Source organism: Streptomyces sp. NPDC041940 (genome assembly GCF_055589465.1).
Map to the genome: position 1 here is coordinate 855,272 of NZ_JBVJBP010000001.1, position 24,890 is coordinate 880,161.

The 24,890-nt window shown below is 72.3% G+C and carries 26 protein-coding genes and 1 pseudogene; 13 read left to right on the forward strand and 14 right to left on the reverse strand.

Features of this window, described 5'->3' with window-relative positions:
- Entirely contained in the window at positions 1-1,476 is a 1,476-nt protein-coding gene (locus tag ACZ6I3_RS03705) for an NCS1 family nucleobase:cation symporter-1 (protein ID WP_469411336.1), read from the forward strand.
- A 5-nt stretch (positions 1,477-1,481) separates the two neighbouring features.
- Entirely contained in the window at positions 1,482-2,210 is a 729-nt protein-coding gene (locus tag ACZ6I3_RS03710; RefSeq protein WP_469411338.1) for an aspartate/glutamate racemase family protein, read from the forward strand.
- Here ACZ6I3_RS03710 and ACZ6I3_RS03715 read toward each other — a convergent pair.
- Together ACZ6I3_RS03715 and ACZ6I3_RS03720 are read right to left on the reverse strand one after the other, a co-directional pair.
- Positions 2,205-2,810 carry a gamma carbonic anhydrase family protein gene (locus tag ACZ6I3_RS03715; RefSeq protein WP_469411339.1) on the reverse strand — a complete coding sequence of 202 codons (606 nt, stop codon included), beginning with the start codon at positions 2,808-2,810 and terminating at the stop codon, positions 2,205-2,207. The two genes, ACZ6I3_RS03710 and ACZ6I3_RS03715, sit on opposite strands and share 6 nt — an antisense overlap.
- 10 nt (positions 2,811-2,820) lie before the next feature.
- Positions 2,821-3,234 (reverse strand): RidA family protein, encoded by a 414-nt coding sequence (locus ACZ6I3_RS03720; RefSeq protein WP_469411341.1) that lies wholly within the window; start codon positions 3,232-3,234, stop codon positions 2,821-2,823.
- Positions 3,235-3,409: 175 nt separating this feature from the next.
- Between ACZ6I3_RS03720 and ACZ6I3_RS03725 the strand changes: the two are divergent.
- The 3 genes and pseudogenes from ACZ6I3_RS03725 to ACZ6I3_RS03735 all read left to right on the forward strand — a co-directional run.
- Positions 3,410-3,958, forward strand: a pseudogene (locus tag ACZ6I3_RS03725) (nucleotidyltransferase domain-containing protein); the annotation flags it as partial.
- A 165-nt stretch (positions 3,959-4,123) separates the two neighbouring features.
- On the forward strand, positions 4,124-6,022 hold the full coding sequence (locus tag ACZ6I3_RS03730; RefSeq protein WP_469411343.1) for an FUSC family protein: 1,899 nt from the start codon (positions 4,124-4,126) through the stop codon (positions 6,020-6,022).
- A 244-nt stretch (positions 6,023-6,266) separates the two neighbouring features.
- Positions 6,267-6,449 (forward strand): hypothetical protein, encoded by a 183-nt coding sequence (locus ACZ6I3_RS03735; RefSeq protein ID WP_189728827.1) that lies wholly within the window; start codon positions 6,267-6,269, stop codon positions 6,447-6,449.
- Between the two features lie 25 nt (positions 6,450-6,474).
- On the opposite strand, the gene ACZ6I3_RS03740 is transcribed toward ACZ6I3_RS03735, so the two are convergent.
- The 3 genes from ACZ6I3_RS03740 to ACZ6I3_RS03750 all read right to left on the reverse strand — a co-directional run bounded on the left by ACZ6I3_RS03740 (position 6,475) and on the right by ACZ6I3_RS03750 (position 10,036).
- On the reverse strand, positions 6,475-8,430 hold the full coding sequence (locus ACZ6I3_RS03740; protein WP_469411345.1) for an ABC transporter ATP-binding protein: 1,956 nt from the start codon (positions 8,428-8,430) through the stop codon (positions 6,475-6,477).
- 515 nt (positions 8,431-8,945) lie between these two features.
- Positions 8,946-9,380, reverse strand: coding sequence for a hypothetical protein (locus ACZ6I3_RS03745; protein WP_469411347.1), 435 nt, complete (start codon positions 9,378-9,380; stop codon positions 8,946-8,948).
- Positions 9,377-10,036, reverse strand: coding sequence for an ATP-binding protein (locus tag ACZ6I3_RS03750; protein ID WP_469411349.1), 660 nt, complete (start codon positions 10,034-10,036; stop codon positions 9,377-9,379). Before ACZ6I3_RS03750 ends, ACZ6I3_RS03745 begins: the two co-directional genes overlap by 4 nt.
- A gap of 245 nt (positions 10,037-10,281) precedes the next feature.
- On the opposite strand from ACZ6I3_RS03750, the gene ACZ6I3_RS03755 reads away from it, so the two are divergent.
- From ACZ6I3_RS03755 to ACZ6I3_RS03765, 3 genes are all read left to right on the forward strand, one after another.
- A complete protein-coding gene (locus ACZ6I3_RS03755; RefSeq protein ID WP_469411351.1) occupies positions 10,282-11,142 on the forward strand; it encodes a helix-turn-helix domain-containing protein in 861 nt (286 codons plus the stop codon).
- Positions 11,143-11,397: a DUF397 domain-containing protein gene (locus ACZ6I3_RS03760; protein ID WP_184596785.1), complete on the forward strand. Its 255-nt coding sequence runs from the start codon at positions 11,143-11,145 to the stop codon at positions 11,395-11,397. It abuts the gene before it with no gap.
- Between the two features lie 107 nt (positions 11,398-11,504).
- On the forward strand, positions 11,505-12,317 hold the full coding sequence (locus ACZ6I3_RS03765; RefSeq protein ID WP_469411353.1) for an SAM-dependent methyltransferase: 813 nt from the start codon (positions 11,505-11,507) through the stop codon (positions 12,315-12,317).
- Between the two features lie 19 nt (positions 12,318-12,336).
- Here ACZ6I3_RS03765 and pdxR read toward each other — a convergent pair whose 3' ends face one another.
- A complete protein-coding gene (gene pdxR / locus ACZ6I3_RS03770) occupies positions 12,337-13,749 on the reverse strand; it encodes a MocR-like pyridoxine biosynthesis transcription factor PdxR (protein ID WP_469411355.1) in 1,413 nt (470 codons plus the stop codon).
- A 47-nt stretch (positions 13,750-13,796) separates the two neighbouring features.
- Here pdxR and ACZ6I3_RS03775 point away from each other — a divergent pair, with 47 nt between their 5' ends.
- Positions 13,797-14,297 carry a carboxymuconolactone decarboxylase family protein gene (locus ACZ6I3_RS03775; RefSeq protein ID WP_469411357.1) on the forward strand — a complete coding sequence of 167 codons (501 nt, stop codon included), beginning with the start codon at positions 13,797-13,799 and terminating at the stop codon, positions 14,295-14,297.
- Between the two features lie 47 nt (positions 14,298-14,344).
- Here the strand turns inward: ACZ6I3_RS03775 and ACZ6I3_RS03780 are convergent, their stop codons facing one another.
- The 3 genes from ACZ6I3_RS03780 to ACZ6I3_RS03790 form a co-directional block, all read right to left on the reverse strand.
- Complete coding sequence (locus tag ACZ6I3_RS03780; RefSeq protein WP_469411359.1) at positions 14,345-15,835, reverse strand: glutamate synthase subunit beta; 1,491 nt, start codon at positions 15,833-15,835, stop codon at positions 14,345-14,347.
- Between the two features lie 105 nt (positions 15,836-15,940).
- Positions 15,941-16,420 (reverse strand): anthrone oxygenase family protein, encoded by a 480-nt coding sequence (locus ACZ6I3_RS03785; protein WP_469411360.1) that lies wholly within the window; start codon positions 16,418-16,420, stop codon positions 15,941-15,943.
- Positions 16,421-16,602: 182 nt separating this feature from the next.
- A complete protein-coding gene (locus ACZ6I3_RS03790; protein WP_469411362.1) occupies positions 16,603-17,286 on the reverse strand; it encodes a DUF2293 domain-containing protein in 684 nt (227 codons plus the stop codon).
- A gap of 159 nt (positions 17,287-17,445) precedes the next feature.
- Here ACZ6I3_RS03790 and ACZ6I3_RS03795 point away from each other — a divergent pair, with 159 nt between their 5' ends.
- A complete protein-coding gene (locus tag ACZ6I3_RS03795) occupies positions 17,446-18,087 on the forward strand; it encodes a nucleoside/nucleotide kinase family protein (protein WP_469411364.1) in 642 nt (213 codons plus the stop codon).
- A gap of 150 nt (positions 18,088-18,237) precedes the next feature.
- Complete coding sequence (locus ACZ6I3_RS03800) at positions 18,238-18,663, forward strand: CBS domain-containing protein (protein ID WP_469411366.1); 426 nt, start codon at positions 18,238-18,240, stop codon at positions 18,661-18,663.
- A gap of 15 nt (positions 18,664-18,678) precedes the next feature.
- On the opposite strand, the gene ACZ6I3_RS03805 is transcribed toward ACZ6I3_RS03800, so the two are convergent.
- Positions 18,679-19,806, reverse strand: a complete 1,128-nt coding sequence (locus ACZ6I3_RS03805; RefSeq protein ID WP_469411367.1) for a magnesium and cobalt transport protein CorA — start codon at positions 19,804-19,806, stop codon at positions 18,679-18,681.
- Positions 19,807-20,046: 240 nt separating this feature from the next.
- On the opposite strand from ACZ6I3_RS03805, the gene ACZ6I3_RS03810 reads away from it, so the two are divergent.
- Positions 20,047-20,841 carry a methyltransferase domain-containing protein gene (locus tag ACZ6I3_RS03810; protein ID WP_469411369.1) on the forward strand — a complete coding sequence of 265 codons (795 nt, stop codon included), beginning with the start codon at positions 20,047-20,049 and terminating at the stop codon, positions 20,839-20,841.
- 83 nt (positions 20,842-20,924) lie between these two features.
- Here ACZ6I3_RS03810 and ACZ6I3_RS03815 read toward each other — a convergent pair whose 3' ends face one another.
- Together ACZ6I3_RS03815 and ACZ6I3_RS03820 are read right to left on the reverse strand one after the other, a co-directional pair.
- The gene (locus ACZ6I3_RS03815) at positions 20,925-21,878 is read right to left on the reverse strand and encodes a carbohydrate kinase family protein (protein ID WP_469411371.1); all 954 of its coding nucleotides are present in this window, start codon (positions 21,876-21,878) and stop codon (positions 20,925-20,927) included.
- Positions 21,875-22,783: a pseudouridine-5'-phosphate glycosidase gene (locus ACZ6I3_RS03820; RefSeq protein ID WP_469411374.1), complete on the reverse strand. Its 909-nt coding sequence runs from the start codon at positions 22,781-22,783 to the stop codon at positions 21,875-21,877. Before ACZ6I3_RS03820 ends, ACZ6I3_RS03815 begins: the two co-directional genes overlap by 4 nt.
- A gap of 99 nt (positions 22,784-22,882) precedes the next feature.
- On the opposite strand from ACZ6I3_RS03820, the gene ACZ6I3_RS03825 reads away from it, so the two are divergent.
- The gene (locus ACZ6I3_RS03825) at positions 22,883-23,311 is read left to right on the forward strand and encodes a VOC family protein (RefSeq protein ID WP_469411375.1); all 429 of its coding nucleotides are present in this window, start codon (positions 22,883-22,885) and stop codon (positions 23,309-23,311) included.
- Between the two features lie 39 nt (positions 23,312-23,350).
- On the opposite strand, the gene ACZ6I3_RS03830 is transcribed toward ACZ6I3_RS03825, so the two are convergent.
- Positions 23,351-23,905 (reverse strand): methylated-DNA--[protein]-cysteine S-methyltransferase, encoded by a 555-nt coding sequence (locus ACZ6I3_RS03830; RefSeq protein ID WP_469411377.1) that lies wholly within the window; start codon positions 23,903-23,905, stop codon positions 23,351-23,353.
- A gap of 74 nt (positions 23,906-23,979) precedes the next feature.
- Positions 23,980-24,852, reverse strand: coding sequence for a glycerophosphodiester phosphodiesterase (locus ACZ6I3_RS03835; protein WP_469411379.1), 873 nt, complete (start codon positions 24,850-24,852; stop codon positions 23,980-23,982).
- Positions 24,853-24,890: the final 38 nt, after the last annotated feature.

Sequence of the window (24,890 nt, forward strand, 5' to 3'; positions counted from 1 at the left end):
GTGTCCCTCGCCGACCGTGCCGCAGAGACCGGCACCCCAGCGTTCGTCCCCGATCCCCGCCTCACCAACGAAGACCTCGCGCCCGCCAAGAAGCGCAACTGGAAGGTCTTCGACCTCTTCGCCATGTGGATGTCCGACGTCCACAACCTCGGCAACTACACCTTCGCCGCCGGACTGCTCTTCCTCGGCATGAACGTCTGGCAGATCTTCACGTCCCTGCTCGTCGGCTTCGTGATCATCTACATCGGCATGAACTGGATGGGGAAGATCGGGCAGCGCCACGGCGTCCCCTTCCCGGTGGTCAGCCGTATCGCCTTCGGTGTCTGGGGCGCCAACATCCCGGCGCTGATCAGGGCCGTGATCGCCATCATGTGGTACGGCATCCAGACCTATCTCGCCTCCGTCGCCGTCAACGTGATGCTGCTCGCGGCCTGGCCGGGCCTGCAGTCGTGGACGCACAACTCCTTCCTGGGCCTGGACGCACTGGGCTGGGTGTCCTTCGTCGCCCTGTGGCTGGTGCAGGCGGCGATCATCAGCCGGGGCATGGAGTCGGTCCGCAAGTTCCAGGACTTCTGCGGTCCGGCGATCTGGCTCGTGATGATCGCGCTGGCCGGGTGGATCCTCTACAAGGCCGGCTGGACGATCTCGCTCACCTCCACCCCGCACCCGGTCTCCGTGGGCGAGCAGTGGCGCCAGTGGTTCGGCGCGATCGGCCTGGTCCTCGCCACGTACGGCACCCTGATGCTCAACTTCTGCGACTTCTCCCGCTTCGCCCCCGACTACAAGTCGGTCAAGCGCGGCAACTTCTGGGGCCTGCCCATCAACTCCACGGCCTTCGTGATCGTCTCGGTCATCGTCACCGCGGGCGCCTACGAGGTCTTCGGCAAGGAGATCACCGACCCCGCCTACCTCGTCGCCGAGATCGGCAACACCTGGGTGCTGGTGCTGGGCGCGCTGACCTTCGCCATCGCCACCATGGGCGTCAACATCGTCGCCAACTTCGTCTCACCTGCGTACGACCTGGCCAACGTCTGGCCGCAGAAGATCACCTTCAAGGTCGGCGGCATGATCAGCACGGTCGCGGCCCTGCTCGTCACCCCGTGGAACCTCTTCTCCAACCCGACGGTCGTGAACTACTTCCTCGGCGGCCTCGGCGCCTTCCTCGGCCCGCTGTTCGGCGTGATCATGCTCGACTACTACTGGGTCAAGCGCGGCCGTGTGAACGTGGACGAACTGTTCGACGCGACCCCCGGCACCCGCTTCTACTACCGCAAGGGCGTCAACCCCAAGGCGCTGTGGGCGTTCCTGCCCGCGGCCGGTGTCGCAGCCATCCTCGCGCTGGTGAAGACCTTCAGCGATGTGGCGCCGTACTCCTGGTTCATCGGCACGGCACTCGCGGCCGGGCTGTACGCGGTCCTGTGCCGTAGCGAACGCACTGCCGAACCCACCGCCGAGCGCCCTGCCATGGAGGTCTGAGAGACGTGCGGATCGTCGTCACCAACTGCAACACCACGCAGGAGATGACCGAGGAGATCGTACGAGGTGCCCGGGCCGCCGCAGGCCCGGGCACCACCGTGACCGGACTGACCCCCGCCTGGGGGCCCGAGTCCGCGGAGGGCTGGCTCGACAGCTACCTGTCCGCCGCGGCCGTCCTGGACACGCTGCGGACCTACGACGGACCGCCGTACGACGCCGTGGTCATGGCCGGCTTCGGGGAGCACGGGCGGGAGGGCGTGCGGGAACTGGTGGACGTACCCGTCGTCGACATCACCGAGGCCGCCGCGCATCTCGCCTGCCTGCTGGGCCGCCGCTACGGCGTCGTCACCACCCTGGAGCGGTCGCGCGGCCAGATCGAGGACAGCCTGGAGACGGCGGGCGTCGCGCGGAACTGCGCCGCGGTCGTCGGCACGGGCCTGAACGTGCTCGACCTCGGCGACGACGAGCGCACGGAGACGGCGTTCCTCGCCGCCGCCGAACGGGCGTGTGCGGCCGGGGCGGAGGTGCTGGTGCTGGGCTGCGCGGGGATGACCGGGCTGCAGCGGGCGGTCGGGGAGAAGCTGGGCCTGCCGGTCGTCGACGGGGTCGCGGCGGCGGTCAAACTCGCGGAGTCGCTGGTGGCATTGGGGCTGACGACCAGTCGGGTGGGGAGCTATGCGGAGGCGCTGCCGAAGCGGAGGGTGTGGGGCGGCCCGAACGGCGGTGGCTCATGACGGGCCGTCGAGGGTGACGTCGTCGCGGTGAGCCCCGTAGAACGTCACCTGGCGGGCCATGACCTCCCGCATCGACGTGCCGCGCGGGATGCCGTACACCGTGCCGGGGAAGTCCAGCGCCTCCTGCATCTGCCACAGTTCGTCGTGCTCGCCGGGGGCGAAGAGCCGGGCGCGGGGCGCTCCCGCCGCGATCCAGCCGATGGGCAGGACCGTGCCGGGCGGCAGTACGGAGTTGACGTGCAGCACGCTGTGGATCCGCAGCTCGGAGCCGGTGCTCGCGACGGCCCCCGGGAAGACGCAGGCGCCGGTGGCCACGAAGACCTCGTCCTCCAGGGTCGCCCCGTTGACATGGGCGTGCGGGCCGACGAGCACGGCGTCACCGATCACGGCGGGGTGCCCGGCCCGCCCCCGCACCAGCGCGTTCTCCATCACGACCACGTCCGAGCCCACCCGTACCTCCCCGTCCTCGGCGGTGAGCACGGCCCCGTGCAGCACCCGGCTGCGCTCACCGAGGACGACCGCCCCGCACAGGACGGCCGTCGGAGCGACGTACGCGGACTCGGGGACGACGGGGCGCCGCCCGCGGTGCTCGATCAGCATGGAGTTCTCCTCAGGTCGGCGCCCCGTCGGGCACGACGGCTGTCGCCGTAATCTCCACCAGCTGCCCCGTGTATCCGAGGCACGCCACGCCGATCAGCGTCGACGAGTGCGGACCGGCGCTGAGCCCGGACGCCTCGACGACCTCCCACACGGAGGACAGCGCGGTCGGTTCACTGCCCACGACATACACGTCGGTCGCCACGACATGCGCCAGATCGCTCCCCACGGCGCTCAGTTGCTCCTTCAGGTTGGCGATCACCTGCTCGGCCTGCCGCACGGGATCTCCCGGACCGACGAGCTCACCCCGGGCATCCAGCGGCACGGCGCCGGCCAGGAACGCCAGTCTCGTGCCGGCTTCCACGACGGACGCGTGGGAGTAGGTGGGCGGCGGGAACAGGCTCGGGACGGTGACGCGCTGGATCACGGAGTCTTCCGATCTACGGTCGGCGACAGGACAACCCACCGATCATGCGAGGCCCCGGCAGGCGAGCGCACCCGTATTTCGTTTCACGACGCCCGAACGGTTCCCCTACGCTGCCCCAGCCCCGCACCCTCCGCCCGCCCTGGAGCCGTCTCGTGCCGCCCTTCCTCGACACCACCCGGCCGATCTCCGCGCGGTCGGCTGGGAGGGCGAGGTGTCCGCGATCGGCGCCTGGGGCGGCGGTGTCTTCAACGGAGGTGCCTGGCTGACGATCGACGGCAGGCGGGTGGACGTCCACTACCGGGATCTGGACCTGGCGGGCATCCCGACGTATCTGCTCGTCGCCGAACTCGCGGTCAACAAGGTGCTGCGAGGCGGCCTGCCCCGCGCCGGCACCTACCCACCGGCCCTGCGCGAGACCGCCCCGGCCCACTGGCACGGCATGGCCACCGCCACCCTTGCCTACGCCAGGGCCGGCCACGCGCCGAAGAGCGCCCTCACCCAGGTCGCGGGCGCGATCGCCCTCGCCACGACCCAGACCGCGCACGCGGTGCTGGCGGCGCGTGGGGAGTGGGTCACGAACGAGAAGGGGCTCGTCGCGCGGGCGGGTCTGCGTGACGTGGACGGGCTCGTAGGGAGCCTGACGGACGACCCGGCCGCGCTGGCCCGGACGATCACCGACGCGGAGACGGTCCTCGGGCGGGCCGTGGAGGCGGCGCGGAGCTGACCGCGGTCGCCGATTGCGTTCATAAAGAACCCGGCCCTCCCGCACTCCGTCACGTTCCGGAAACCTTTCCTCCAGGAACCCCGCTTACCGTGGACACCCACACCCCGCCCCGGCCACCGTCGCCCGAAGGCCCACCCCTGCCCTCGACGAGACGACAGGAGCCCTGTGTCCCGGTCCCGCCGTTTTCCCCTCGTGCTGCCGCCCTGGCTCGCGCACGCCCTGCGCGCTCAGCGGGGGCCGGTGCCCTGGAGCGCGGTGACGCGGGGGGCCCTGTCCGCCGGGCCGTTGTTGCTGGTGGCCGTGGAGACGGGGCGTACGTCGCTCGGTGTCGTCGCCGCCATCGCCGCCATGCTCGCCGGGATCAACGACCGGCCCGGGAGCCGGCGGGTCTCGGTCAAGCGGCTCGGCGTGCCCGCGCTGGGCGGTGCCCTGGGGCTGGTGATCGGGACGTATGCCGGGGACGAGACCGGCGCGGTCGTGCTGACCGTGGTCCTCACGCTCGTCGGGCTCGTCGCCGGTGGCATCAGTGCCATCGGGCCCGTGGCGTCCGCCGTCGGTACGCAACTGCTCGTCGGAGCGGCGATCGGCGCGGGGATGCCCCTGCCCGAGTCGGGGTGGCAGCGCGCGCTCGCCTTCCTCGCCGGGGCCGGCTGGCTGCTTGTGCTCCGGCTCGTGCTGCCCACGCCCGGCTCCCTCGCCGGTGACTTCCGCTTCGACGGGGAGCGGGCCGCGGTGGCCGGTGTGTACGACGCGGTCGCCGCGCTCCTCGACGCCGTCGGCGGGCCGGACGCCATCCGCCGCCGTGCCGCGCTCACCGCCGCCCTCGACCACGCCCAGGACGCGCTCGCCGGGCCACGGCTGCGGCGGTACGCCTCCTCCTCCACCGAGCGGCGGCTGCACGCGCAGTACGCAGCCGCGCTGCCCCTCGCCGAGGCCGCCACCGCGCTGGCCTGGGCCGAAGAGGCCGTTTCCGAACGGGCCTCCGAAGGCCCCCGGCGGCTCGCCGCCGCCGTACGCGACAACACCCACACCGGGCCGCTGCCCGCCCCCTCCCGCTCGGTGCCCGCCCTGCGCGCCCTCGACGACGCCCTGCTCCAGGCCGCCGAGGTGTTCGACCAGGGCGGGGGCGGCGATCTGCACACCCGGCCCCGTACCGCCAGGGACCGGCTGCGCGCCGCCTTCGGTACCGCCGGACGCGAGTACGGACTGCGCGTCGCCCTCTGCTTCGGGGTCAGTTCCGCGGTCGCCCAGGCCCTGCACCGGAGCCAGTGGTACGGGGAGCACGAGCACTGGTACTGGCTGCCCGCCACCGCCGTCTTCCTCGTCAAGCCCGACCTCGGGCCGCTGGCCTCACGGGTGCTGAACCGGGCCGCCGGGACCGTCCTCGGCGCTCTCCTCTTCGCCGGGCTCGCCATCGTCCTGCCCCGGCCGGAAGGGCTCATCGCGCTCGTCGCCCTCAGCGGGGCGCTGATACCCGTCGCCACCCGGCACTTCGCCGCCCAGACCGCCGTCGTCACCGTTCTCGTCCTCGCCCTGGTCATGGTCGGCGGCGAGGCACAGGCCTCCGCGGGCCGGATCGGCGAAACGCTGCTGGCCTGCGCGATCGTGCTGATCGTCGGGCATCTGCCGATGCCCGGCCGGCGCGGCGGGGGAGTGCACGCCCGGCTCGCGGCCGCGAGCCGAGCCGCGTACGCCTATCTCACCCACGTCCTCGACGAGGCCGACGCCCCGCGCATCGGCGGCTCCGGTACCCCCTCCGACCACCGCGCCACCCGCTGGACCCTGCGCCGCGAGGCCTACCGCACCCTCGCCGAGGCCCGCACGGCCATCTCCCTGTCCGCGCACGAACTGCCCGCCCTCGCCCGGCACACCGAGGGCGCGGACGAGGTGGCCGACCTCCTCGAACGCCTCGTCGACACCACCACCGCGTGTGCCGTGCACCTCGACGACACGGGCCGGATCGGCCCCCGCCACACGGAACGCCTCGCCGCGGTCCTCGACGAACTCACCGGCCCCGGCGAACGGGTGGGACTCCGACTGCCCCGGACACCCCTCGCCGGATAGCGCCCGCGCCGAGATGATCCGCGCCGGTGCCACCTGCTCGACGAGGAGTAGGCGAGCGCGTCCGCTATCACGACGAGTGCGACGAATGACACGCAAAGTGAACACATCCGCCAAGAGGCTGAGAGGTTGGTCACACTTGACGGTGAACGAGTGTCAACTACGTCTCAGAACCGTCACTTCGCGAGCCGTTCACCCCATGGTTGGCGTTTAACTCTACGAGTACAGCGCGACATGGAGGTGCAGGGTGAACGGGCGAACGGTGCTCGAGCGCTTTCCCGCCGGCGGGCCGCGTGGCTCCTGGCCGGCGGAGGAGTTCGCGCAGGCGCGGCGTCTGGAGGGCCTGCCTGCCGAGGTTGTCATGGACCTCGCGACGGACATGTTCCTGGTGATCGTGCGCAGCGGCGACAGCGCCGACGCCACGGCCTGACGGACGGCCCGGGGAAGGCGTGGGCTCAGCCCGCCTTCGGGGCCGGCACCTTCGCGACCGTCGTGGACGGCTTGGTGAACTGCTCCGCCTGGAGCGCGTACAGCTCGGCGTAGAGCCCGCCGGTGGCCAGCAGCTCGTCCGGCGTCCCGGACTCCACGAGCCGGCCCTGGTCCAGGACGTGCACCAGGTCGGCATGGCGTACGGACGCCAGCCGGTGCGTGATCAGTACGACCGTCTGGCCGCTGTCGGCCAGGGCGCGGATCCGCTCGAAGACCTCCAGCTCGGCCCGGGCGTCCAGGGCCGCCGTCGGCTCGTCCACGATCAGGATGCGGCCCCTGCGGTAGGCCGCCCGGGCGATGCCCAGTCGCTGCCACTGGCCGCCCGACAGCTCGTGCCCGCCGCTGAAGTTGCGGGCGAGCAGCGTGTCGAGACCGCGCGGCAGGTCCGCGACCACCGTCTCCGCTCCGGCCTCGGCGATCGACTCGGCCAGCCGCTCCTCGCACACGGGTGCCGACGTCCGTCCCAGGGCGACGTTCACCCGGGCCGTGAACGGCCACCGCTTGAAGTCCTGCGCCACCATCGCGATCCGCTCGGCCAGCAGGTGCCGGTCGGCGGTCGCCGCGTCCACGCCGTCCCACAGGATCCGCCCCCGCTCCGGGGTGTACAGCCCGGCGAGCAGCTTCACCAGGGTCGTCTTGCCGGAACCGTTCTCGCCGACCAGCGCCACGATCCGGCCCAGCGGGAGGGTGAGCGTCACGTCGTCGAGAGCGGGGCGGGCCGAGTCGCCCGGGTAGCGGAACGTGACGTTCTCGAAGCGGATCTCGCGCGGGTCCTCCGGCAGGGCCAGGCCGCCCGCCGGGATCGCGCGCTGCGCCGCCTCCGTGTACAGCCGTTGCAGGTCGCCGACGAAGAGCGCCTCCTCGTGCAGCGCGTTGACCTCCACCACGAGCGTGTCGAGGCTCTGCGAGCCGGTCCGGATCGCGATCACGGCCGTACCCGCCACCGACAGGGCCATCGAACCCGCCAGCAGCAGTCCGCCGAGCGTCGCGTACGTCGCCACCGTCGCCAGGCCCGTCCACGCCGCCGCGATCAGGCCGGTGCGGGCGGCGAGCCCGGCCAGGCGGGCCTGCTCGGCCTCGGCCGTCTCCGACATCGCGCGGAAGTGCCGCAGCAGGAACGCGCCCACGCCGTGCACCCGGATCTCGGGGGCCGCCTCGGGTTCGATCAGCAGGTTGCCCAGCAGCCGGCCCGCGCGGGCGTGCTGCACCCAGGCGTGGAAGGACTCGTAGCGCCGCCGGGCCACGGTCAGCGCGCTCCAGGCGCTCGGCAGCGTCATCGTCACCAGCAGCGGCAGCAGGGCCGGATGTAGCACGGTCAGTACGCCGGCCGCCGCGACCAGGGAGATCATCGCGTTGATCACACGCGTCCCGTACATGATCATCCGGCGGGCGGAGGCGGCGCCGTACTGCGCGGTGTCCAGCAGCTTGTGGAAGGCGTGGTCCTCGATCGCGGCCAGTTCCACGGTCGCGGCCCGCTCCAGGTACCGCTCGGTCGCCACCCGCTCCACCTTGGGCTCCAGGCGGCCGGTGGCGTAGGTGCTCGCGGCTCGCAGCAGTGCCGCGAGCAGCATCACGAGGGCCACCGTGACCAGTGCGGGGACGGCTCCGCGCAGCCGGTGGTCGATCGGCCCGCCGCCCATCAGCCGGGCCAGCACGCTGTTGACCGCGAGCAGGCTCACCGCCTGCGCCGCGCCCCGTCCCGCCTCGCAGGCCAGCACGATCCGCGCGGCGCTCCGGTCGGCCTGCCGGGCGAGCCGGAGGCTGGACGACAGCAGGGACGGCAACCGGGTGATCATGGCGCGGAAGTTCAGTTCCAGGAACGCGTCGGCGTGCTGGCTCCAGCCCATGTCGTAGCGCAGCGGCCCGCCGAAGAGCAGCCGCTCCGACTCGGACACCTCCGGCGCGGTCCGCTTCTTCCCCACCGTCGACCGACCTCCCCGCTCAGGCCCCGCTCGCGAACGAACGGCCACTATCGCGGCGGCGGAGCCCGCCCGGGCAGGGCGCAGCCCGGGGCGCCGGATGCGCGCGGGCGCACGACCGGACCGGGGGAGGTGTGGGGCGGCGCGGGGTGGTGGGGGTGGTGCGTGTGCCTCGACCGGGATGTGCTCGGCGGGTCCTGCGCGCGGGAGGGGGCACGAAGGGCTGCGCGTGCGTGTCGGTCGGGTGGTGCGTGATGGGTGCTGCGCGCCGGCTGGGTTGTGCCTGACGGTGCTGCGCGTCGGCTGGGTTGTGCCTGACGGTGCTGCGCGTCGGCCGGGTCGGGCTCGGCTGGCTCTGAGGGGCGGCCGGCGTGTGCTTCGAGAGGTGCTGTGCGTCGGCCGGGTCGCGCTTTACGGGTGCTGCGCGCCGGGCCTGGCCGTGCTTGGTGAGTGGTGCGTGCCGGGCCTGGCCGTGCATGGTGAGTGTTGCGTGCCGGCTGAGCGGTGCTCGACGGGTCCTACGCGCTGACCGGCCGCGACCAAGCCGGTGCCGTCCCCGTCACGCGGCACAGGGCCAGGTACAGCGGTATCGGCGGGGTGTACGGGAGCCTGCCGTCCGGGCGGTGGATCAGTTCGGGGAGTTCCGGGGCGTCCGGGACGACCGCGCCGGTGGCGTACCGCGCGGGAGCCGGCCACTCCAGGGCGTGGTCGGAGTCGGCCGGCACCAGCCACCACCAGTGCGTCCCGTCGGCGTAGACACAGCCCGCGCGGGGCAGCCGGGGCATCACCAGCCGGCCGAGACGGGCGGGAACCGCGACCGCGTCGCAGCCGAGCGGCGCGGTCATGCCGTCGGGTACGGGCAGGCGCAGGGCGGGACCCGGCGTACGCAGCCCGCGCCGGAGGCGGGCCAGTGTGTCCAGGTTCAGTACGCGGCCACCCTGGGCGGACGTCATGCCGCCCCCTGCTCTCGGCGTCGCCCCTGAGGGGGGACCTGCGGCGCGCTCCTCGTGTGACGCGCCTGGTGGGCTCCGTCCCCGTCGCCCGAGTCGTCGGACGGCCCCGGCTTCGGGCGGGCGCCCCAGCCCAGGTCGTTCCGGGGCTCCGGCGAGTCGCACGGGGTGTCCGCCGTGCGCGGCAGCTCGGCCCAGACCAGCAGCCCGAGGTCGTGCTCATGGGCACCCCAGGCCTCGCAGAGGGCGTCGACGAGAAGCAGTCCCCTCCCGTGCTCCTCCTCGGGCCGCGTCCGGCCGGCCGCGTGAGGCTGGCCAGGGGCGCAGCCTTCGTCACGCACCGCTATCCGCACCAGGTCGTCGCCGTCGTGCAGCTCGCACACTATGTGCGTGCTCGCCGTGTGCACGATGGCGTTGGTGACCAGCTCGGATACCACCAGGGCCGCGCTGTCGCACGTGTCCTCGCACACCGACCAGCCGGCCAGCCGGGCCCGCGTCAGGCGTCTGGCCTGTGCGGGGGAACCCGGATGTGCGGCCAGCTCGAAACGGAACCGGCGCTCGGCAGCGGCCCCGACGGGGCCGACTCCGGCGGCACCGAGGCCGAGAGGGCCTGCGGCGGCGTCTGTTCCTAAGGGCGCGGACGGAATCACGCTTGCCACTATCGCCCCGGCGTGAACACTTGGCAAGTGTCACTCTGAAAATTGCAGAGTGCGCTGTGACGGTCTGGAAGGCCGTGGCACACTGCATCGCAACAGCACCCCGCGCGGCGCCAGTTGAGATCGTCGAAGGTTCGTTCGAAACGTCAGTTCGGATCAGCTCTTCGAAAGGGTCTTCGCATGGCGCCGCCGGGCTGTCAGCGTTCTTTTCGTGGCCGGCTCGTCAGAATTCTTCGTGGAGGTGGAGCGTGAGCGAACCGCGGTCCGCGCCGACGGTCGGTCAGGTCGTCCTCGGCCGACGCCTGTTGGACCTGCGCGAGCGCGCCGGGATGAACCGCGAGGAGGCGGCCCGCATCCTCCGCGTCGCTCCCGCCACGGTCCGTCGTATGGAGATGGCCGAGGTCGCGCTCAAAATCCCGTATCTGCAACTGCTCCTGAAGGCCTACGGAATCTCCGACGAGGAGGCCGACGCCTTCGTCCAGCTGGCCGAGGACGCGAACAAGCCCGGCTGGTGGCAGCGTTTCCACGACATCCTGCCCGGCTGGTTCTCGATGTACGTGAGCCTGGAGGGCGCGGCCGGCGTCATCCGAAGCTACGAACCCCATTTCGTCCCCGGTCTGTTGCAGACCGGGGACTACGCGCGCGGAGTGCTCCGCTCCGGCGCCATCGGCCAGACCAGGCCCGACGACATCGAGCGCCATGTCGCCCTGCGCATGCGGCGCCAGGACCTGCTCACCCGCGAGGACGCGCCCCGGCTGTGGGTCGTGATGGACGAGACCGCGCTGCGGCGCCCGGTCGGCGGCCCGGAGGTGATGCGTGCCCAGATCGACAGACTGCTCGAGGCCACGAAGCTGCCCAACGTGACGCTCCAGGTCGCCCCGTTCGCCAATGGGCCGCACCCGGGCACATACGGGCCGTTCGTGCTGTTCCGGTTCGCCATGCCCGAACTGCCGGACATGGTCTACAGCGAGTACCTGACCGGCGCGGTCTATCTCGACGCGCGCGCCGAGGTGGCGACCCACCTCGAGGTCATGGACCGCATGGCGGCGCAGGCCGCTACGGCACATCGCACGAAGGAGATCCTCCGGGATCTCCGCAAGGAGCTGTGAATGGATCGCATCAAGCCGCGCAAACAGGTCTACAACGGCATGCCCGCGCGTGACTTGGGCAGCGAAGGCTGGCACAAACCGTGGAGCGGCGGGAACGGCGGGAACTGCCTGGAGGCGATGAAGCTCGCCGACGGCCGGATCGCCGTCCGCCAGTCCACCGACCCCGACGGTCCGGCGCTGATCTACACCACCGACGAGATGACGGCCTTCATCGAGGGGGCGAAGGCGGGGAAGGCGGACTTCCTGCTGTCCTGACGTGATCGCCTTTGCTGACGCTCGACTTCTGAAGCTTGGTTTTCTGAAGCTCAACTTTTTGACGCTGGTGCTGAATTGACCACCCTTTGCGCCTTACGGAGTGCCTCATGACCGGGCAGGACCCCATCACGGCCGTCCAGATCGACACGACCAGACCCCATCCGGCGCGGATGTACGACTGGTACCTCGGCGGCAAGGACAACTACCCGGTCGACGAGGAGATGGGCCGGCAGATGCTCACCCTCGACCCGAGGGTGCCGGTGATGGCGCGCGTCAACCGCGCCTTCATGCACCGCGCCACGCGCTGGCTGGCCCGGAACGGCGTACGGCAGTTCCTGGACATCGGCACCGGCATACCGACCGAGCCCAACCTCCACCAGGTCGCCCAGGAGATCGCCCCCGACGCCCGGGTCGTCTACTGCGACAACGACCCCATCGTCCTGGCCCACGCGGCGGCCCTGCTGCGCGGCACGGACGAGGGCGCCACCGAGTACCTCCAGGCCGACGTGCGCGACCCGGACGCCATCCTGGAGGGCGCGCGCAAGGTCCTGGACTTCTCCCGGCCCGTCGCGCTGTCGCTCATCGCGCTGCTGCACTTCGTCTCCGACGAGGACGGCGGGCACGACCTGGTCCGCCGGCTGCTCGCCGAACTGCCCTCCGGCAGCCACCTGGTGATCACCCACGCCACGGCCGACTTCACACCGGAGGAGTCCCGGGCGGCGACCGAGAAGCTCCGCGCCGCCGGCGTCACCCTGGCCCTGCGCTCCCGCGAGGAGTTCACCCGCTTCTTCGACGGCCTCGACCTCGTCGAACCCGGCGTCGAGGTGCCCCACCACTGGCACCCCGAGCTGGGCGAGCCCGTGCCCGGGCAGGACGACGGGGTGATTCCGGGATACGGGGCGGTGGCGCGCAAGCCCTGAGGGGCTTCCGGCGGGCCGGTCACGGCGGCGGCAGCGCACCGCAGAGCGCCTCCACGGCCGGCCCGTAGGCATGCTCGGAGGGAGTCGCGTATCCCACGACGAGGCCGTCGCTCACCGCCATGTCCGTGTCCGGGTGCCGGAACGCGCCGAGGCCGTCGAGGGCGATGCCCCGCCAGGCGGCGGCCTTGACCGCGGACGCCTCGGTGCCCGGCGGCAGCCGCAGCACCGCGTGCAGCCCGGCCGCGATGCCCGTGACCTCGATCTGCGGCGCGTGCTCGGCGAGCGCCGCGACGAGCCGGTCCCGGCGGCTCCGGTACCGCTGCCGCATCCGCCGTACATGACGGTCGTACGACCCGGAGACGACGAAGTCGGCGAGGCTCAGCTGGTCGAGGACGCTCACCCACGCCTCGCGCTCGCCCTTCACGGCGAGTACGTCCTCGACATACCGCTCCGGGAGCACCATCCAGCCCAGCCGCACCGCCGGTGACAGGCTCTTGCTGACCGAGCCGATGTGGATCACGCGCTCCGGGTCGAGCCCCTGGACGGCGCCGACCGGCCGACGGTCGTAGCGGAACTCCCCGTCGTAGTCGTCCTCCAGAACCAGTCCGCCACGCGCGCGTGCCCAGTCGATCACGGCGGCCCGGCGCGCGGGATGCAGCGGCCCGCCGGTCGGGAACTGGTGCGCCGGCGTGAGCAGCACGGCACGCTCCCGCCCCAACCGGTCGACCCGGGCGCCGTGTTCGTCGAGGGGCAGCGGCACGGTGCGCACCCCGGCGGCGGCGAGGACCTCCCGGTGGAATCCGAGCCCGTACGCCTCCACGGCCAGGGGCCCGCGCAGGACGCCGCCTCCGAACAGCAGCCGCAGCGCGTGCGCGAAGCCGGAGCAGATCACGATCCGGCCGGGCTCGGTCCGCACCCCACGCGCACGGGCCAGGTACTCGGTCAGCGCCTCCCGCAGTTCGGCCCGGCCGGCGGGGTCGCCCGGGCCGAACACCTCGTTGGGCGCTTGCTGGAGTGCCCTCCGGTAGGAGGCCAGCCAGGCCGCGCGCGGGAACGCCGAGACGTCCGGTGTGCCCTGCAGCAGGTTGTGCCGGGGGCCACGCGCGCGTGGGGGTGCCTTCTTGGGCACGCGAGCGGCGGGACGCAGCGGCTCGGCACGCTCCGCGACCCGGGTGCCCGAGCCCTGACGGGCGGTGAGCCAGCCCTCCGCGACGAGTTCCGCGTAGGCGTCGGCCACCGTGTTGCGGGCGACACCGAGGTCGGCCGCGAGGGAGCGGTACGGCGGCAGCCGCGTCCCCGGAGCGAGCCGCCCGTCGCGCACGGCCTCGCGCAGCGCCCGGATCAGCGCCGTGCGCCGGCCGCCCGGCCCGGACAGCTCCAGATGCAGGTCGGACCCGATCCGCTCCGCGGAATTGACCCACGAATTCGCCATGGAAATGCACCCTACAGCGGGTCTTTGTGCCTCGTAGGTTGGGGGACATGACGACGAACACGACCACGAACACGACCACGACGCAGGCCCACTCCACGGGAACGGCCCGGCTGGAGTTCGCCAAGTCCGCCCCGAAGGCCTTCCGGGCCCTCATCGCCTTCGACGCCGCCGCCCGCGAGGGCCTCGACCCGGCCCTCGTCGAACTGATCCAGATCCGCGCCTCGCACCTCAACCACTGCGCGTACTGCCTCCACATGCACACCAACGACGCCCGCAAGGCCGGCGAGAGCGAGGACCGGCTGCACCTGGTCGCCCTCTGGCGCGAGGCCCGCCACTTCTTCACCGAGCGGGAGCAGGCGGCCCTCGCCCTCACGGAGGCGATGACCCTCGTCGCCGACGCCGGCGTCCCGGACGACGTCTACGCGCGGGCCGCGTCCCTCTTCGAGGAGCGGGAACTGGCTCAGATCCTCGCCGTGATCTGCACGATCAACACATGGAACCGGGTGGCGCTGTCCACGGCGAAGGTGGCGGGCACGGACGAGCGGTGACCGCCTTCCGGGCGGTCGTCCCTCCAGACCACCATGGGCCGGTCTCTCTAGACCACCATGGGCCGGTCGTACGGCCCGATCGGTGACGGCAGCCGCGAACTGCCCGTCAGATGACGGTCCACCGCGGCTGCCACGGCCCGCCCCTCGGCGATCGCCCAGACGATGAGCGACTGCCCCCGGGCGGCGTCGCCCGCGGCGAACACGCCGGGCACGTTCGTGGCGAAACCGGCGTCACGCGTGACGGTGCCGCGGGGCTCCATCGCCAGCCCCAGCTGGTCGACGAGCCCGTCCTGCCGGTCGGGCCCGGAGAAGCCGAGGGCGAGCAGCACGAGGTCGGCGGGGAGCGTCCGCCCGGTGCCGTCCACCGGGCGGCGCCGCGCGTCCACCTCGACCAGGTGCAGCGACCGCACATGCCCCTCCGCGTCTCCCTCGAAGCGCAGCGTGGACGCCGCGAACAGCCGCGCGTCCGCGTCGGCGACCGGAGCGGTCCGCAGATCACGGGCTTCCTCGTGCGCGGCGGACAGCCGGTAGATCCGTATCGGATACGTCGGCCAGGGCTCGGCGTCCTCGTCGCGCCGCGCCTCCGGCAGCGCGTAGATGTCCAGCTGCGTCACCGACGCGGCGCCCTCCCTGACGGCCGTGCCCAGGCAGTCCGCCCCGGTGTCGCCGCCGCCGACGATGACGACGTGCTTCCCGGCGGCCGACAAGGGGGAGGCCTCCAGATCGCCCGCGCACACCCGGTTGGAGAGCGGCAGGTACTCCATCGCCTGATGAACCCCCGCCAGCTCCCGCCCCGGCACGGTCAGTTCACGCCAAGCGGTCGCCCCCGTGGCGAGCACCACGGCGTCGTACCGGGTCCGAAGCTCGTCGGCCCCGATGTCCCGTCCGACCGACGTCGACGTACGGAACTTGGTCCCCTCGGCCCGCATCTGCTCCAGCCGCCGCTCCAGATGGTGCTTCTCCATCTTGAACTCGGGGATGCCGTACCGCATCAGCCCGCCGGGCCGGTCGGCCCTCTCGTACACGGCGACCGTGTGCCCGGCCCGGGTCAGCTGCTGGGCCGCGGCCAGCCCGGTGGGCCCCGAACCGATCACCGCGACCGTCTTGCCGGACAGCCGCTCCGGCGGCCTCGGCGGCGCGAAGCCCTCCTCCCACACCCGGTCGGCGATCGCGCACTCGACGTTCTTGATCGTGACGGCCGGCTGGTTGATCGCCAGCACACACCCCGCCTCGCACGGCGCCGGGCACAGCCGGCCGGTGAACTCCGGGAAATTGTTCGTCGCGTGCAGCCGGTCGGCCGCCGCCCGCCAGTCCTCCCTCGACACCAGGTCGTTCCACTCGGGGATCAGGTTGCCCAGCGGACAGGCGTCGTGGCAGAAGGGGATGCCGCAGTCCATGCAGCGATCGGCCTGCTTGCTGATGATCGGCAGCAGCGCCCCGGGGACGTAGACCTCGTCCCAGTCCCGCACCCGCTCCTCGACCGGCCGCCGAGGCCAGTCCTGGCGGGGCGTGGTCATGAAACCCTTGGGATCGGCCATGGCCGTCTTCCTTGCGTGCGCGTGTGACAGGCCGTGCGTCGTCGGGCGGTACCCCTCCGGCCACGATACGTCCGCCTCCGGGCCGGTGCCTGTCGCCGCGGACCGTCACGTGAGGGCCAGCACGTACGCCACCGCCGCCCCGGCCGAGGCGGCCGTACGGACGTGGTTCCACATCGTCCACTCGCGCACATACGCCGGCCAGTACGCGGCCGCCTCCGAGGAGCCCGGCTCCAGCTTGAGCAGCGCGTCGTTGCGCGGCACGTTCGCGACCATGGTGAGCCCGAACGAGCCGAACAGATACAGGGCGCTGCCCACCAGCAGCTCCACCGTCCCCTCCTCCGGCCACAGCACGAACGTCACCACGGCGATCACCGCGCACAGCACCGCCGACCCGAGGAACACGACCATGAAGGGCGGTGTCACCGCGGCCACGTTGATCGCGTTCATCGCGGCGACCCCCTGCGCGGGCGGCAGCGTGGCCAGGCCCCGCATGACGAAGGTCGAGAAGCCGCAGAACACCCCGGCCACCAGACCGGTCCCGAGCACCCCCAGCACCGTCAGCACGAAATACGGTCCGTCGATCATGTCAGCCTCTCCCGCCCGTCGAGCCGGGATCCTGCCCGGCACCCTTCCTCACCACAAGTGAATTCCCGTACGAGCACAGTGACCATGGCCGAGCGGCGCGGGGCCATAAGCGAACGTCCACGATCCCCCGAACGGCCGTGTCCACCCGTCGACACGGGACTGCCGGCCGACGCCCGGCCGGGTCACCCGGCGGAATCGAGCCCCGCCTCGGTCCAGCCCGTCAGCACCGTCCGCACCGCCGCCGCGATCCGCCGCCGCGCCTCGTGTCTCGGCACCCCGCTCATCAGCAGCCGGTCGTACGGCGTGTCCAGATGCCGCACGGACGCCACGACCGCCGAGGTCACCGCCGCCTCGGTCAGCGCCCGTCCCGCAGCGCTGCGGCCCACCCGCCCGCTGCCCCGCTCAGAGGCGTGGGCGGCGATGGCGTGTGCGCGGCCGACGGGGCATCCGGGATACAGCCGCCGTATCTCCGCCGCGAACGTCAGAGCGAACAGCTCGTCCTGAGCCACCCGCCGCCGCGCGTCCCGCACCCGGCGCCGCCGCCGTGCCTCGGCGTCCGCGAGACACCGCTGCTCGGCCCTCGCCAGCGCCGCCTCCTCGATCAGGACGCCCTGCCGTTCGTAACGGCTCTTGCGCCGGTTGAACCGCACGACCACCGCCGACAGCGTGCTCTCCTCCCGCGATCTGCGCGTCAGCGCGGTGTCGCCGCTCGGCAGGAACACCAGATGCCCGAGGTCGGCACAGTCGAGGCAGCGCGGGCTGCCGTCCTCCAGGACGAGCAGGGGCAGCGGCCCTCGCCTGCACTCGGCGCAGTACCGGCGCTTGAGAGGCTGGAAGACGAGGAGCCCTGTGAAGGGCGGAAGCATCGCGCGGGGGACCATACGTGGTTCATTCCCCCTGAGGACGGGACGAACTGCGTCCGCCACGACCGACCCCGGCCCTCGCGACGCCTCCCTGCGGCCTGTCCCTCCCCGGCGTCCGAAGAACCCGCGGGCGTGACAGCTCCTGCCCCGGCCTGTCGCATCATGGGCCGTGTGCGACTCGAAGCGATCACCTGGGACCGGCTCGGCGACCTGCTCGCCGAGCGCCTCCTCGACCTGAAGCCCGCCGACGGCGCTCCCTGGCCCCGCATCGCCTTCGACGGCGCCCCGGCCGCCCGCCCCGGGGATCTCGCTCAGCGCGTCTGCGAGGCACTGCGCATACGCGGCCGCCCGTCGCTCGTCGTGGGCACGGAGGGCTTTCTGCGCCCCGCCTCGGTGCGGCTGGAGTACGGCCACCGGGACGTGGAGGCCTATTACAACGGCTGGTACGACACCGGCGCCCTGTGGCGCGAGGTGTTCGGCCCCCTCGAAGCCGACGGCGACGGCTGCGTCCTGCCCGACCTCTGGGACCCGGCCGCCGACCGTGCCACCCGCAGCCCCTACACCCAACTCCCGCCCGACGGCGTCCTGTTGCTGCACGGCCCCTTCCTCCTTCGGCACTGGTTCCCCTTCGACCTGAGCGTGCACGTCCTGCTCTCCCCGGGCGCCCTGCGCCGCCGCACCCCCGACACCGAGCACTGGACCCTCCCGGCCTTCGAGCGCTACGAGCACGAGACGGACCCGGCCGGCACGGCCGACGTCCTGGTGCGGGCCGACGATCCGCGCCATCCGGCCTGGAGCGGTTGAACCCGCCGCTCGCCGCCGGGCGGGCGCGGGCGCGTTCCGTGTCCGGCGGGTTCCGTGTGCGGGCATCCGGTGGCGCGGCGAGAATGAAGGGCGTCGGGACTCGCGGTGCGTCCCGCGCCGCGCCGGCCGTCCGGCCTCGGGAGGTACTTCATGACCACCGCCGGAGACATCATGCACCGCGGCGCCCAGTGGATCCCCGCCCACGAGACCCTCGACCGCGCCGCCCAGCTCATGCGCGAACTCAATGTCGGCGCCCTGCCCATCAGCGACGAGAACGAGCGGCTCTGCGGCATCCTCACCGACCGCGACATCGTCGTCGGCTGTGTCGCCATGGGGCACGACCCCGCCCGGATCACCGCGGGCGAGATGGCCAAGGGCACCCCGCGCTGGATCGACGCGAACGCCGATGTCGGCGAAGTGCTCCGCGAGATGCGGGAGCACCAGATCCGCAGGCTGCCCGTGATCCAGGAGAAGCGACTCGTCGGAATGATCAGCGAAGCCGACCTGGCCCGGCACCTGGCGGACGACCAGATCGCCTCCTGGGCCGGGAGCGTCTACTCCACCACCACACGCTGACCGTCACGGCCCGCGTCAGAGCCAGCCGCTGCGCCGGAACGCCCGGTGCAGCGTCACGCACGCGACGGATATGACGCCGATGACCATGCCGTAGCCGTACCGCCAGTGCAGCTCCGGCATGTGCTCGAAGTTCATGCCGTACACCCCGCAGACCATCGTCGGCACGGCGATGATCGCGGCCCAGGCGGTGATCTTCCGCATGTCCTCGTTCTGCGCGACCGTGACCTGCGCGAGGTGCGCCTGCAGGATGGAGTTGAGCAGTTCGTCGAAGGAGGCGATCTGCTCCTTCGCCCGCAGCAGATGGTCCGAGACGTCGCGGAAGTACGCCTGTATCTCCGGGTCGACCGCTCGGATCGGCCGGGTGGCGAGATCCTCCAGCGGGCGGCTGAGCGGAACCACGGCCCGCTTCAGCTCGAGGAGTTCACGCTTGAGCTGGTAGATGCGCCCCGGGTCGGCGCGCGCACCGGTCTCCGCGAAGACATCCGTCTCGACCTGGTCGATGTCCGCCTGCATCGAGTCTGTGACGGTCAGGTAGTCGTCGACCACGTGGTCCGCGATCGCGTGCAGCACCGCGGACGGGCCCTTGGCCAGCTGGCCGGGATCGGACTCCAGCTCCTCGCGCAGCGGGCCCAGCGAGCCGTGCCGGCCGTGCCGCACCGTGATCACGAAGTCCTCGCCGACGAACACCATGATCTCGCCGGTGTTCACCACCTCGCTGGTGGCAGTGAGTTCCTCGTGCTCGACGTAGCAGACCGTCTTGAACACCGCGAAGAGCGTCTCCCCGTACCGCTCCAGCTTGGGGCGCTGGTGAGCCTCGACAGCGTCCTCGACGGCCAGCGGGTGCAGGTCGAAGAGCTCGGCGATACCCGCGAACTCCTGGTCGGTCGGCTCGTGCAGCCCGAGCCAGACGAAGCCCTCCCGGCGCTTGCGCACCCGCTCCACGACATCCACCAGATCCCCGCGCACGGGGGTGCGGACACCGTCCCGGTACGTCACGCAGTTCACCACCGAGGAGCCCAGCGGGGAGCGGGCCGGGTGACTCAGGTCGACGCGCGGGCGCCGCCTGGCCAGCCGAGCCACCTTGCGCAGGCCGCCGACCCCGCCGAGGCTCGTGACCTTCCGCAGATTCCCTGCCATGGACATCCGGATCTCCTTGCGTGAACTCCTCGCGCCGTTCCTGCGCCTTGGCGCGCAAGTCTGCCAGGCCCACGTGAGCTGCGGGTAAGGCTGTGGAAACGACTCATTCCGCTTTGTTCCCGGCTGTGGACGAACGACTCTCCGATGCCGTTGTCCTGAGACATCGACGCACGCGGGTGCGGTGCGGTTCTCCTTACCGGAGCGTCGACCAATACGGATAAGTCGGACAACTGGGATGATCGCGGCATGACGCGAACCGATGGGTACCTCCTCGACAACCGGCAGACCGAGGCGGCAGAGCATTACAGCGCCTTCGCCGCTCTCTTCGACCCGACGACGTTCCGGCATCTCGAGGCGCTCGGCGTCGGATCCGGCTGGCGCTGCTGGGAGGTCGGCGCCGGCGGCCCGTCCGTGGTGTCCTGGCTGGCGAAGAAAGTCGGCCCGACCGGACGCGTCGTCGCGACCGACACCGACATCTCACGGCTCGCCCGGGCCGGCCGGCCGTCCGTCGAGGTCCGCGTCCACGACCTCGGCGTACAGGACCCGCCGGGGGAGGGCTTCGACCTGGTGCACGCCCGCCTCGCCCTCGTCCACGTCACCGACCGGCAACGGGCGTTGCGGTCCATGGCCGGCTCTCTGCGCCCCGGCGGGCGACTCCTCGTCGAGGACGTCGACCCCGCCCTTCAGCCCCTGCTCTGCCCCGACGAGTACGGCCCCGAGCAGCAGCTCGCGAACCGGCTGCGGCACAGCTTCCGCAAACTGCTCGCCGACCGCGGGACCGACCTCCCCTGCGGCCGCACCCTTCCGCGCCTGCTCCGGGAGGCCGGCCTCACCCGCGTCCACGCCGACGCCTACTTCCCCCTCGCCTCACCGGCCTGTGCGGCCCTGGAGTCCGCCACGATCCGCCAGATCCGCGACCAGCTGGTCACCGCGGGCCTCGCCACGGACCAGGACATCCAGCGGCACCTCATGAACGTCACGTCCGGCGCGCTCGACCTCACGACGCCACCGATGATCTCGGCGTGGGGGCGCAAACCTTAGCCAGGGTGGAGCGGGCGCGGGACATCAGCCCGCCTCGGAGGCGGTCTGCCCCGCGTCAGCCGGGCAAGGGCGTCTGCCCCGCATCAGCCGGGCAGAGGCGGCCTGCCGCCCACTCGCTCCACAGCCCGCGCACCCGCCCGGCAGCCCTCCTCCGCCGCCTCCTCCGGCCCCGCGCCCGCGAGCAGGGCGCCGAGGAACGTGCCGGTGAAGGCATCACCGGCGCCCGTGGTGTCCCGCGGCGTCGCCCGCACGGCGGGAACGCGGGCGCACACCTTCCCCGAGCGGGCCACGAGTGCTCCCTCGCGCCCCTGCTTCGCGACGACCAGCGGGATGCGCAGGCTCAGCTCGGCCGCCGCGTCGGCCGTGTCGGTCAGCCCCGTCAGCAGGCAGGCCTCGTCCCGGCTGGGCAGCAGTACGTCCACGCCCTCCACGAGCGCCAGGAATCGCTCGGCGCCCAGGTCGGTGAGGAACCCGGCCGACGCCGGGTCCAGACTCACCGGCACGCCACGCGAGCGTGCGGCCTTCAGAGCCACCGACACCAGGGCGCGACCCGGTTCGGAGAACAGGAGGTAGCCCGACAGATGCAGCCGGGCCACCCCGTCGAGCAGCGCGTCCGACCAGTCCGCGGGTTCGAGCCGCAACGCCGCTCCGCTGTCGGTGAGAAACGTCCGCTCCGCCGAAGCCTCCCCGTCCACCAGACAGATCACCGTGCCGGTCGGCGCCCGCGGGTCGACGACGAGCCGCGGGCGCACGCCGTGGGCCGCCAGTTCACGCTCGTGCCACGCGGCCGTATCCGCGCCCACACGCCCGAGCAGCCGTACCTCCGCCGCACCCCGGTGTGCCGCCCAGCACGCCACGTTCGCGCCCGCCCCGCCCGGCACCGTCCGGATCGAGGCAACCGTGTCCGTGCCCGCCGCGAGCGGCCCCCGGTGCCGCGCGACGACATCGGTGATGACGTCCCCGACGACCAGCAGCGCCGCCCCCTCCACGGAGCGCTCCTCACCACCCGCGGGGCGGCCGGCCCCGGTCCCGGTCACCCCCGGGCCCAGGCCGCCGCGATCCGCGCCGCCAGACGCACATTGCCGCGGACCGCCGCCAGGTTGGCGCTCAGGGAGGCCCCGTCGGTGTGCCGCACCAGATGGTCGAGCAGGAACGGCGTGACCGCCTGGCCGATGACCCCCTCCTCATCGCACGCGTGCAGCGCGTCCGCGAGCACACGCGCGTGCAGCTCCGGATCGAGCTGCTCCTCCTCGGGGACGGGATTGGCGACGATCAGGGCCGACTCCGGCTCGCCGAGCGCGTCCTGGGCCCGCATGACGCCCGCCACCTGCTCCGGCGTCCGCAGCGTCCAGTCCACCGGATGCCCCGAGTCGGACAGATAGAAGCCCGGGAACCGGTCGGTGCCGTACCCGGCCACCGCGACACCCAGCGTCTCCAGCCGCTGCAGGGTCGCCGGCACGTCCAGGATCGACTTCACCCCGGCGCACACCACGGTGATCCGCGTCCGCGCCAGCAGCCCCAGATCGGCCGACTCGTCCTGCGTCAGAGTCCACTCCCGGTGCACTCCGCCGAGCCCGCCGGTCGCGAACACCCGGACGCCCGCCAGCGCCGCCAGCAGCGCGGTAGCCGACACCGTGGTCGCCCCGCTCGCCCCCAAGGCCAGCGCGAGCGGCAGATCACGGTGGCCCAGCTTGCGGATCCCGTCCTCGTTCGCGACCCGCTCCAGCTGCTCCTTGTCCAGTCCGACATGGGGCCGCCCGTCCAGCACGGCGATGGTCGCGGGCACCGCCCCCTCCTGCCGCACGGCCGTCTCCAGCTCCAGGGCCACCTGGAGGTTGCGCGGCCGAGGCAGCCCGTGGGCGATGATCGTGGACTCCAGGGCCACCACGGGCTGCCGCGCCTCGAGCGCCGCCCGCACCTCTTCCGACATCACCAGCACCACGCGTCTGCCTCCTGTCAGCCGGTCCTCTCTCATCTCTGGCGGGCGGCGCGCCGGGCCAAACCCTTGCGGGCTGTCACGGAGGTCACGAGCCTTAAGTGCATGACGGACCACACAGCACGTCTCGACCACGTCGTCCTCTGGGTGCGCGACCCGGTCGCCGCCGCCGACTTCTACGAGAAGGCCGTCGGCATGGAGCCGCTCAGGCTCACCGAGTTCGCCGCGGGCCAGGTGCCGTTCCCCTCCGTGCGCGTCAACGACGAGACCATCCTCGACCTCATGCCGCTGACCTTCGCGGAACGCATGAAGATGCTGCCCGGCGCCGCCGACAGCGCCGGCCACCCCGTCAACCACGTCTGCCTGTCCCTGCCCCACGGCGACTTCGACGCCCTGCTCGGCCGCCTCGAGGAACGCGCCGTACCGGTGTCGGAGCTCTCGTACGACTCCTTCGGAGCCCGGGGCAAGGCCACCCGCAGCTTCTACTTCCGGGACCCGGACGGCAACGTCTTCGAGGCGCGGCACTACGACTGACCTCGAGGCGCGGCACTACGACCGACCGGGCCCGAGACCTCAGAAGAGAGGCTCGGGCAGCACCCCTTCCAGGGCGAGCAGCTTCCGCTTGGTCTCCAGGCCGCCCCCGAAGCCGCCGATCCCGCCGCCGCTCTCGACGACCCGGTGGCAGGGCACCACCACGGGCAGCGGATTGGCGCCCATCGCCATGCCCACGGCCTGCGCGGCGCCGGGCTGCCCCACCCGGCCGGCCAGATCGCCGTACCCCACGACCGTGCCGTACGGCACGCCCGAGGCCAGTTCGCGCAGGACCTCCCGGTTGAAGCCGGAGATCAGCGACCAGTCCAGCGGCAGGTCGAAGTCGCGCCGCTCACCCGCGAAGTACGCCGCGACCTGGCCTATCGCCTCGGCCAGCAGCGGGGAGCCGGGTGCCTCGACGGGCTCGGTGCCGAGGCGCGACGCAAGCCGCTCGACCGCCCGGTCCCGCACCGCGTCCGTGGCATGGAACACGACGCTGACCAGGCCCTCCCGGGTCGCGGCCAGCAGCAGCGGACCGATGCCGCTGTCGACGACGCACCACACGACCCGCTGCTCGATCTGCCCATGGCTGTCCATGCGCCCACCGTACGACCCACCACTGACAACGCCGCCGCGGCGGGACGACTGCCAGGGGGCGCCGGTGCGGGAGCTCACCCGCCGACGGCCTCCCGCACCACATCCGGCTTGTTCGTGATGATCCCGTCGACGCCGTACCGGGCGACCCGCTGGGCCGTGGCCGCGTCGTCGACCGTCCAGGTGAAGACCTCCAGGGGCGTGCCGTGGGGTCCGTCGAACGCCTGCACGGCGGAGACGTACGCCGTGGAGAGTGAGCCGTACGACGGGTTGATCTGGTCGGCGAAGCCGGCATAGGCCGACAGGTCCGACACCGGCGGCGTCCCCAGGAAGCCGGTCTTCACACCGGGCTTCAGCTCGTGCACCGTCCGCACGCTGTCCGCGCTGAAGCTCTGCACGATCAGCCGGCCCGCCAGATGCGACTTGTCGAGCCAGCCTTCGTTGCCGAGGACCTTGAGCGTCTGACGCTCTATGCCCGGATACAGCTCCGGGTTCTTGATCTCCAGGAGAAGCTTCTGGTGGTGCCGCTCGACGCGGTCCACGAACTGCTCCAGCGTCGGCACGCGCGCGCCCGCGTAGGCGGGGCCGAACCAACTGCCCGCGTCGAGACGGGCGATCTCGGCGGCGGTGAAGTCCTTCACCTTCCAAGGGGCCCGCCCGGGGAAGACCTCCTCGACATCGGTGGTGCGCCGCAGGTTGTCGTCGTGGACGACGACGAGCTCGCCGTCCCTGGTTTCCTGGACGTCGTTCTCCACCCAGGGGATGCCCAGCTCGGCCGCCTTGTCCACGGCTGCCAGCGTGTTCTCGGGCGCGTACGCGGAAGCGCCCCGATGGGCGATGACCTGCGGCGCCACGTCGGCGTCGACGGCCCCGGCGGGGGAGACGGGGACGAGGAGAGCGGCTGTCCCCAGGAGTGCGGTGGTGGAGGCGGCAACGGCGCGCGCGTGCATGCGTACTCCTCGCGTGAGCGTTCGACGACATCACAGAC

Coding starts and splice junctions, on each gene's coding strand:
- ACZ6I3_RS03715 (WP_469411339.1), bottom strand. CDS start 2,810: ATGCTGATCGAGCACCGCGGGCGGCGCCCCGTCGTCCCCGAGTCCGCG.
- ACZ6I3_RS03745 (WP_469411347.1), bottom strand. CDS start 9,380: ATGACGTCCGCCCAGGGTGGCCGCGTACTGAACCTGGACACACTGGCC.
- ACZ6I3_RS03760 (WP_184596785.1), top strand. CDS start 11,143: ATGGATCGCATCAAGCCGCGCAAACAGGTCTACAACGGCATGCCCGCG.
- ACZ6I3_RS03765 (WP_469411353.1), top strand. CDS start 11,505: ATGACCGGGCAGGACCCCATCACGGCCGTCCAGATCGACACGACCAGA.
- pdxR (WP_469411355.1), bottom strand. CDS start 13,749: ATGGCGAATTCGTGGGTCAATTCCGCGGAGCGGATCGGGTCCGACCTG.
- ACZ6I3_RS03775 (WP_469411357.1), top strand. CDS start 13,797: ATGACGACGAACACGACCACGAACACGACCACGACGCAGGCCCACTCC.
- ACZ6I3_RS03780 (WP_469411359.1), bottom strand. CDS start 15,835: ATGGCCGATCCCAAGGGTTTCATGACCACGCCCCGCCAGGACTGGCCT.
- ACZ6I3_RS03785 (WP_469411360.1), bottom strand. CDS start 16,420: ATGATCGACGGACCGTATTTCGTGCTGACGGTGCTGGGGGTGCTCGGG.
- ACZ6I3_RS03790 (WP_469411362.1), bottom strand. CDS start 17,286: ATGCTTCCGCCCTTCACAGGGCTCCTCGTCTTCCAGCCTCTCAAGCGC.
- ACZ6I3_RS03795 (WP_469411364.1), top strand. CDS start 17,446: ATGGGCCGTGTGCGACTCGAAGCGATCACCTGGGACCGGCTCGGCGAC.
- ACZ6I3_RS03800 (WP_469411366.1), top strand. CDS start 18,238: ATGACCACCGCCGGAGACATCATGCACCGCGGCGCCCAGTGGATCCCC.
- ACZ6I3_RS03805 (WP_469411367.1), bottom strand. CDS start 19,806: ATGTCCATGGCAGGGAATCTGCGGAAGGTCACGAGCCTCGGCGGGGTC.
- ACZ6I3_RS03810 (WP_469411369.1), top strand. CDS start 20,047: ATGACGCGAACCGATGGGTACCTCCTCGACAACCGGCAGACCGAGGCG.
- ACZ6I3_RS03825 (WP_469411375.1), top strand. CDS start 22,883: ATGACGGACCACACAGCACGTCTCGACCACGTCGTCCTCTGGGTGCGC.
- ACZ6I3_RS03830 (WP_469411377.1), bottom strand. CDS start 23,905: ATGGACAGCCATGGGCAGATCGAGCAGCGGGTCGTGTGGTGCGTCGTC.
- ACZ6I3_RS03835 (WP_469411379.1), bottom strand. CDS start 24,852: ATGCACGCGCGCGCCGTTGCCGCCTCCACCACCGCACTCCTGGGGACA.